At 36.5% G+C, this 9042-nt stretch carries 5 protein-coding genes; all 5 read right to left on the reverse strand.

All coding sequences use genetic code 11. The features are described 5' to 3' along the window. Positions 1-1641: 1641 nt before the first annotated feature. Positions 1642-2364 carry an RHS repeat protein gene (locus tag EZJ43_RS16800; RefSeq protein WP_133263884.1) on the reverse strand — a complete coding sequence of 241 codons (723 nt, stop codon included), beginning with the start codon at positions 2362-2364 and terminating at the stop codon, positions 1642-1644. Between the two features lie 461 nt (positions 2365-2825). Continuing rightward, a complete protein-coding gene (locus EZJ43_RS16805; protein WP_133263885.1) occupies positions 2826-5210 on the reverse strand; it encodes a ribonucleoside-diphosphate reductase subunit alpha in 2385 nt (794 codons plus the stop codon). Positions 5211-5370: 160 nt separating this feature from the next. Further along, entirely contained in the window at positions 5371-6342 is a 972-nt protein-coding gene (locus EZJ43_RS16810; protein WP_133263886.1) for a ribonucleoside-diphosphate reductase small subunit, read from the reverse strand. A 452-nt stretch (positions 6343-6794) separates the two neighbouring features. Then, a complete protein-coding gene (locus EZJ43_RS16815; protein ID WP_133263887.1) occupies positions 6795-7175 on the reverse strand; it encodes a septal ring lytic transglycosylase RlpA family protein in 381 nt (126 codons plus the stop codon). A gap of 142 nt (positions 7176-7317) precedes the next feature. After that, a complete protein-coding gene (locus EZJ43_RS16820) occupies positions 7318-7818 on the reverse strand; it encodes a methionine-R-sulfoxide reductase (protein WP_133263888.1) in 501 nt (166 codons plus the stop codon). Between the last annotated feature and the right edge of the window lie 1224 nt (positions 7819-9042).

Raw genomic sequence — 9042 nt, forward strand, 5'->3', positions numbered from 1 at the left:
AGTCTTCTTTTTTTTGTATTGTCTGTCAGTCACTGACTTTAAAATTCAGCTGGTCACTCTGTACTTGAATGCGTACTTCGTTATACCCGCTGCGCTACTTGACATCTCTTTTAAGAACTTGGCGACCCGGTGAGCCTCACGGCCGGTCTATATATATCTTCAGGTATCAGTCTGGTAAAGTCTTGTTCGTCTCTACTTTGTTTCTTCCCGTTTCAATCTTGTTTTGTTCGCTCCGGTGACATCCGCCACACCAGCGTTTTTGTTTTTGTTTCCCATCCCTTTCGGTTGGGAGTGCAAAGGTAGAAAAATTTTTGTTATTTAAAAGAAAAAAATTTTATTTTTTTCTTTTATTTTTCTTCAGCTTTTCACTTCTTTCCGTTCCTTCCGGACAGGGTTGCAAAGGTAGCAGTTATTTTCACAACTACTAATTTTATTTTGAAATAATTTAAAGCTTTCTCTCCACTCCCCCATATCCGTTTTCTGTGCTCCAATTAATCAAAATCCAACTTTTCAACTTTCTGCCCTTCCTCCGAAGCGGGATGCAAAAGTAGAAAAATTATCCGTACATGCAAACAGTCATGGGCATTATTTTGGAACAAAGGCGCTAAAGCGCTGTAAAACAAAAAGAAAAAATTTATCGGCCATCGTGCGGGGTGGATGTTGATGCCACAGGCTGGGCATGAAAGGGTGGAATGTTGTGGCAGGTTTTAGCGGAGATGTGGTCATAAAAAGCAGTTAGACCGTTTTTGATTATTGTTTGACCCAAAAATATGTGTTGATTATTTAACCATTAAGGAATTAAGAAAGTTAAGGTGGATCATTTGGTTGTGAAGTTGATTATTGTTTAGCCTAAGAAATAGGCGTTGACTGTTTAACCATTAAGGAATTAAGAATGTTAAGACGGATCATTTTCGTTGTGAAGTTGATCACTGTTTAGCCTAAACAAGCGTTGATTATTTAACCATTAAGGAATTAAGAATGTTAAAATGGATCATTTGGTTGTGAAGTTGATTACTGTATAACCTAAATAATCGTTGATTATTTAACCATTAAGGAATTAAGAAAGTTAAGATGGATCATTTGGTTGTGAAGTTGATTATTGTTTAGCCTAAGAAATAGGCGTTGATTGTTTAACCATTAAGGAATTAAGAAAGTTAAGATGGATCATTTTGTTGTGAAGTTGGTATATGACAATGGTGAAAAAAGATTAACATAACTTCAGATTAGATTACTTAGTGCTTGCTTTGTGTACTTAGCGTCAATCTCATTTAGATAAGCTATCGGATATTCTAGGGTTTTTTCCATGTGAAGAAAATGCTGGGAAAACTGCGTTTTTTGTACTTGCCGTTGTTTTTAAACCCGATCGCAACGGAAAACCCGCAAGGCGAGGAACGAGCACGTGGATTTGAAGTGAAGAGCGGGACTGCTGGAATGGAAAAGCACAGAACCGAACGTTTTCAAAAAACCAATTAATATTGACTCGTTATAATTTAGCCACGTAAGGCCACAGAAATTGAAAAAGTAATTAGATGGATTGCCTCGGGAGGATCGCATTTAAAATTGTTTTACATAAATCCCATAAAACATCTAAATAAGTGTGATTGACATTAACACATACACATTAAAAAATAATTATTCTATCTATTGATACTCATATAATACTGCCTCTCCAGAATTTTTATTGTATGTTTTAATTAGATAATCTCCATCATAAATGTAATCTGTACCATCTTCAAGAATTAACTTATCAAAATAATAACCTAAAGAAAATTCTAATCCATGCATGGAGGTGTAGGGGCTTGGTTTGTCAGAAAATTTTATTTTCCTTTGCCAAAATGAAACATTACCAATAAAGTATTCAAAACTACATGGTAATTGATTACTTCCAACATACTGGTATTCAACTCTTGAATCAAAATTTGCTACGGTTATCAAACGTCCGATATTATCGTACTTGAAACTTGTTGAATTGGTACTATTGTTTACAATGCTAAAAATCTTCGTTATTCGCCCAGTATTATCGTACACAAAATTTGTTTCAATTAAATTGGTAGTATTTACGCCGGAATAAGGATTACCTGAATAAAGAACTTGTTCTTTCAGTATTTTTGTTATTCTGTTATTGATATCATATTCGATTCCTTTACTCGTTATATTTGGCACACTATAATAAATTAACTTACTAAAATCTTGATTATATCCGACTTCTAACGAAGTACGTTGAACAAAAGCAACATCTGACGGTGAAGGTGCAAGGCCTACTGAAACTTTTACCAAATGTTTTTCAACCACTTTTGTTGGTACATTCTTTTTACAAGAGAACAGGAAGATCGATAAGAGAAGATAGAGCGTTATTTTTTTCATTGTTTTAAAATTTCTCGAAAATAAGGATAAGCTTTGGCTTTTAATAGCATTTAAAATATTTATTATTGAATTTGCAATTAAATAGATGTGACTTTTAAATTAGGTAGATTGTTTCAGCACGCTCTGCCCCGCCCTGTCAAAGGTGGAAAAAATTGAAAAAAACTTTATTATATAGATTGCTTCGGCTCGCTCTAATTCAGCGTAGCAATTCCAAAAATAAGTAAACTACATGGATTGCTTCGGCTCGCTTTAGCCAGGCCTCAAAACGATGAAGAAATTGAAAAAACTTAACTATATAGATTGCTTCGGCTCGCTTTAGCCCGGCCTTGCAATGACGGGGAAATTGGAAAAACTACCAAAAAAATAAGGTTCTGAACTTTACGTCCAGAACCTTACCTATATTACTCGCTATTCAAAGTCCGCTTTAGGGCCTGCCTGCCGGACAGGCAGGGATATAGGGGTTAACCAGAACAACTAATGCAGCCTTCTTCCATTGAGCAAACTGGCCCATCTACAATTTCTTCTGCAACTTGATCTGCTGTCATATTTGCTGGAATTACGGCTTCAATGGCTTTTCCGCCTTGATTTTCTACTGTAAACTTAACCGCTTGCGATGCTGCTTGCGTACGTAAATAATACATTCCTGTTTTCAAACCTTTCTCCCATGCATAAAAATGCATTGAAGTTAACTTTGAAGTATTTGGTGCATTGATAAACAAGTTTAACGATTGCGACTGACAGATATAAGCACCACGATCGGCCGCCATATCGATGATGTTACGCATTTTAATTTCCCAAACCGTTTTGTATAATTCTTTAATATAATCTGGAATTGTATCAATTGCCTGTACCGAACCATTTGCCAATATGATTTTATTTTTCATATCGTTGTTCCATAAACCAAGGGCAACCAAATCTTTCAATAAATGTTTGTTTACCACTACAAACTCACCACTTAATACACGACGGGTATAAATGTTAGAAGTATATGGTTCGAAACATTCGTTGTTACCTAAAATTTGCGATGTTGATGCAGTTGGCATTGGCGCAACTAATAATGAATTGTACACACCATCTTTAACTACTTTTTTACGCAACACTTCCCAATCCCAACGGCCACTATCTGGCGTTACATTCCACATATCGAATTGGAATATTCCTTTTGATAGCGGAGAACCTTTGAATGTTTGGTAAGGACCGTTTTTAACAGCTAAATCGTGAGAAGCCGTCATTGAAGCGAAATAAATCGTTTCAAAAATTTCTTTATTTAATCGTTTTGCTTCATCACTTTCGAAAGGCAAGCGCAATAAAATAAACGCATCGGCCAAACCTTGTACACCTAAACCAACTGGACGGTGACGCATGTTTGAGTTTTCGGCTTCTATAACTGGATAATAGTTATGATCGATGATTTTATTTAAGTTAACTGTAGCTTGATAAGTTACATCGTATAATTTTTGATGATCGAAAGCGCCATTGATTACAAAACGAGGCAGTGCTAACGAAGCCAAATTACAAACGGCAACTTCATCTTTAGACGTGTACTCGATAATCTCCGTACACAGGTTAGAACTCTTAATCGTTCCTAAATTCTGCTGATTAGACTTGCTGTTTGCAGCATCCTTAAACAACATATATGGCGTACCGGTTTCAATTTGAGAATCTAAAATGGCAAACCAAAGCTCTTGTGCTTTAATGGTTTTTCTGCCACGGCCTTCTGCCTCGTATTTTGTGTACAAAGTCTCGAATTCAGCGCCAAAACAATCTGCTAAACCTGGTGCTTCATGCGGACAAAACAACGTCCATTCGCCATTATCCTTTACACGTTGCATAAACAAATCGTTTATCCAAAGGGCATAAAACAAATCGCGAGCACGCATTTCTTCTTTACCGTGGTTTTTACGAAGATCTAAAAATTCAAAAACGTCGGCATGCCAAGGCTCTAAATAAATTGCAAAAGCTCCTTTACGCTTGCCCCCACCCTGATCTACGTAACGGGCTGTATCGTTAAAAACACGCAACATTGGAATAATACCGTTACTTGTACCGTTTGTACCCCCAATATATGAACCTGTTGCACGGATATTGTGAATGCTTAAACCAATACCTCCAGCACTTTGCGAAATTTTCGCCGTTTGCTTTAAAGTATCGTAAATACCTTCAATACTATCATCTTGCATGGCCAGCAAGAAACATGATGACATTTGAGGTTTTGGCGTAGCTGCATTGAACAAAGTTGGCGTAGCATGGGTAAACCAACGCTCGCTCATTAAATTATAGGTCTGTATTGCACTTTCGATATCTTCTTTGTGGATACCGACAGATACACGCATAAACAAATGCTGAGGACGCTCAACAATTTGTCCGTTTACTTTTAAAAGGTAAGATTTCTCTAACGTTTTAAAGCCAAAATAATCGAAACCAAAATCGCGATCGTATATGATTGTGCTATCTAAAATATCTTTGTTTTTTTCGATGATTTCCATCACATCATCGGCAATAAGTGGTGCTGCTTTTTGTGCTTTCGGATCAAAATACTCATGTAGCATCTTCATCGTACCTGAAAATGACTTTGTGGTATTTTTATGTAAGTTAGAAACCGCAATACGCGAAGCCAACAAAGCATAATCGGGATGTTTTGTAGTTAAAGAAGCAGCAGTTTCGGCAGCTAAGTTATCCAGTTCTGATGTAGTTACGCCATCATACAAACCTTCAATAACCTTTTTGGCTACATCAATTGGATCAACCAACTCTGCATTTAAACTGTAACAAAGTTTTTGAATCCGAGCTGTAATTTTGTCGAATTGCACTGCCTCTTTACGGCCATCTCTTTTTAGTACGAACATATTTTTTATTTTAGTATCGAGTAGAAAGTATCAGGATCTTCTCGCTTTTTAGTATCAAGTATTTAGTATCAGGTAGCAAGACATTAAACCTTCTACCTTTTATTATCCAGTATTTATCAGGCATCAAGACCTTCCGCCTTCCACCTTTTAACCCTCTAGCTTAAAAGTCTTCATCTAAAGAAAAAGCTAATTTATTATTATCGCCAGAGGTTAAAACACCACTTTTTTGATAATCTCCGACACGTTTTTCGAAGAAATTGGTTTTGCCTTGCAGGGAAATCATTTCCATAAAATCGAAAGGGTTAGTTGCATTGTAAATTTTACTATAACCCAATTCTTGCAACCATCTATCGGCCACAAATTCGATGTATTGGCTCATTAATTTAGCATTCATGCCGATTAATGCAACTGGCAATGCTTCGGTAATAAATTCTTTTTCAATTTCTACTGCATCGCTGATGATTCCGTGCACCTGCTCTTCGCTTAATTTATTGCTCAGCATGCTGTATAACAAGCAAGCAAACTCACAGTGCGAACCTTCATCACGAGAAATCAATTCGTTGCTAAAAGTTAACCCTGGCATTAAACCACGTTTTTTTAACCAAAATATCGAACAGAAACTTCCGCTGAAGAAAATACCTTCAACCGCAGCAAAAGCTACCAACCGTTCTGCAAAAGAACCGTTATCTATCCAACGGAGTGCCCATTCTGCTTTTCTTTTTACAGCGGGAACCGTGTCAATTGCATGGAACAAACGATCTTTTTCGTCAGGATCTTTAATATACGTATCAATTAATAGTGCGTAAGTTTCTGCATGGATGTTTTCCATCATAATTTGGAAACCATAGAAACAACGTGCTTCTGGCAATTGTACCTCACTCATAAAGTTAACAGCCAAATTTTCATTTACGATACCATCACTAGCCGAAAAGAAAGCAAGGATGTGAGAAATAAAATGTCGCTCGCCATCGTTTAAATTATCCCAGTGTTTTTGGTCGTCAGAAAGATCAATTTCTTCTGCTGTCCAGAAACTAGCTTCAGATTTTTTATACATTTCCCATATTGCCGGATATTTGATTGGCAATAACACAAATCTGTCTTTATTCTCTTGTAGTAATAATTCCTGTTCCATATTCTGATGTATTTAAATGTCAATTTAAAACAAGCAGACAAAGTACGACATCCATCAAGTTTATATGATGATTGATTGTGTATTTTATCAAACGCTGTTTTTGCAAGTTTCAACTATTGCTTGTTTACAAATTAATAGAGTTTAGCTAGGGAGAATTTAATTATCAATCAGGAGATTGACTTTATAAATGACTAAAAACTAAGCTTTTATATTTGTACCTAAAGCCAAAAAGTTAAAGAACTTTGTATTAACAAATATATAGAATGAAGGCCTTTTACAGAATCAAAGTTGTTAACATCGGATTAGATTTGGTGCTGAAAACCAATAAATAAATCTAATATTGGAGCAAAAAAAATGCTAAGACTTTCTTTTTAAGGCTTTAGCAAATCGTAAATAGTGTTAATAACTAAATTTTTAGACTGTTAACAGCCGTGTTTTTGGCAGATTTAAAGCTATTCGAGTACGTAGCTTAACTTCACTTTTGCAATGCCTTTTTTGAAGATACCAATTTGTTTTGCCGCACTTTCGGATAGGTCGATAGCCAATCTTTTCACAAACGGACCTCTATCATTTACTTTAACAACTACTGATTTTCCGTTATCCGGATTGGTAACTGTTACTTCGGTTCCAAAAGGTAATGTTCTGTGGGCAGCGGTTAATTTTTTCGCCCGATATTTGGCGCCACTTGTGGTACGTCTGCCTTCGAATTTTGGGTGGTAATAGGTTGCTAAAACGGTTTTTCTGATCGAATCTGGTTCGCTATGCTCAATGGCATTTTGTGCGCTAACGTTTAAAAAAAACAAACAGAAACTTAACAATATCAGATACTTCATACTAAAAAAATTATTTATCGAGCGCGCAAATATAGGCATTTACTTTATTACCAATATTTTGAGAGGAAATCATAAAAATTTTAGCCGTAAAAAAGGCGTACAACTTTCGCTGCACGCCATCATATAAACCAAAAAATTAAATTTATTTCTTATCAGGAACAAAGTTTAACGATATAGAATTTACGCAGTGGCGAGTATCTTTAGCAGTGAACTGTTCGCCTGTAAAAACGTGTCCTAAATGTGCGCCACAGTTTGCGCAAACAATCTCGGTACGAGAGCCGTCCGCATCTACATGACGCTTTACTGCACCTTTAATTTCATCATCAAACGATGGCCAGCCACAATGTGCATCAAATTTACTGTCTGACCGGTAAAGTGCTGCACCGCAACGCTTGCAGGTATAAGTTCCTTTTTCGTTATTGTGTTCGTATTTACCTGTCCCAGGCGCTTCAGTTCCTTTATTCACGATTACACGTGTTTCTTCTGCTGTTAATTTATTCCAATTCATTTTCTTTTTTGCTATAATTTGATCTGTAGTTTCTTGTTGCTTTGTTTCCTTTGTTTGTTTTTGCGCACAAGCACTAAAACTTGTTGTAAACACAACAGCTGATATTAAAATCAGTTTATTCAAAATCGTTTTCATAATACAATATACGGGATAGATTTTAGTTTGGTTTGCGAGTTTAAATTAATTTATTGGTTTTACAAAGCGATGATAAATAGTTGGGACTATCTTTTGCGCGTGAAGCAGGGAATGTCGGAGCTTTAGTTGGATGTAGTTGAAAACAAAAGAGATATTTTTGCCACGGAAACGCAGAAAACACGGAACGTCAGGGTTTAGTTGGATGTAGTTGAAAACAAATGAGGTATTTTGCCACGGAAATACAGAAAACACGGAACATCAGCGTTTTAGTTGGATGTAGTTGCAAAAGAGTTATTTTGCCACGGAAACACAGAAAACACGGAACGTCAGGGTTTAGTTGGATGTAGTTGCAAAAGAGTTATTTTGCCACGGAAACACAGAAAACACGGAACGTCAGGGTTTAGTTGGATGTAGTTGCAAAAGAGTTATTTTGCGACGGAAACGCAGAAAACTCGGGGCGTCAGCGTTTTAGTTGGATGTAGTTGAAAACAAAAGAGATATTTTTGCCACGGAAATACAGAAAACACGGAACGTTAGCGTTTTAGTTGGATGTAGTTGAAAACAAAAGAGATATTTTTGCCACCGAAACACAGAAAACACGGAACGTCAGGGTTTAGTTGGATGTAGTTGAAAACAAAAGAGATATTTTTGCCACGGAAACGCAGAAAACGCGGAACGTCAGGAGTTTTAGTTGGATGTAGTTGCAAAAGAGTTATTTTGCCACGCAAACACAGAAAACACGGAACATCAGCTTTTTAGTTGGATGTAGTTGAAAAGAGTTATTTTGCCACGGAAACACAGAAAACACGGAGCGTCAGGAGTTTTAGTTGGATGTAGTTGAAAACAAAAGAGATATTTTACCACGCAAACACGGAACGTCAGCGTTTTAGTTGGATGTAGTTGCAAAAGAGGTATTTTGCCACGGAAACACAGAAAACACGGAACGTCAGGGTTTAGTTGGATGTAGTTGCAAAAGAGTTATTTTGCCACGGAAACACAGAAAACACGGAACGTTAGCGTTTTAGTTAGATGTAGTTGAAAACAAAAGAGATATTTTTGCCACGGAAATACAGAAAATTTATCTTTCAACCATGATAGGGAGTGTAACTTGAACTGTGTCATTATCTAAATTAATGCTTCTCAGGAGCTACTGTTTTCTTTCAGTATTCGCTCACCAAATTTAATATAAAGTTGTGAAAATGCCAAGCCCCAATTATGGATCGG

This window comes from Pedobacter changchengzhani (assembly GCF_004354365.1).
GTDB lineage: Bacteria > Bacteroidota > Bacteroidia > Sphingobacteriales > Sphingobacteriaceae > Pedobacter > Pedobacter changchengzhani.

Bases quoted from the DNA above. Each gene is read 5' to 3' on its own strand.
- EZJ43_RS16800 (WP_133263884.1), bottom strand. From the start codon at position 2,364: ATGAAAAAAATAACGCTCTATCTTCTCTTATCGATCTTCCTGTTCTCT.
- EZJ43_RS16805 (WP_133263885.1), bottom strand. From the start codon at position 5,210: ATGTTCGTACTAAAAAGAGATGGCCGTAAAGAGGCAGTGCAATTCGAC.
- EZJ43_RS16810 (WP_133263886.1), bottom strand. From the start codon at position 6,342: ATGGAACAGGAATTATTACTACAAGAGAATAAAGACAGATTTGTGTTA.
- EZJ43_RS16815 (WP_133263887.1), bottom strand. From the start codon at position 7,175: ATGAAGTATCTGATATTGTTAAGTTTCTGTTTGTTTTTTTTAAACGTT.
- EZJ43_RS16820 (WP_133263888.1), bottom strand. From the start codon at position 7,818: ATGAAAACGATTTTGAATAAACTGATTTTAATATCAGCTGTTGTGTTT.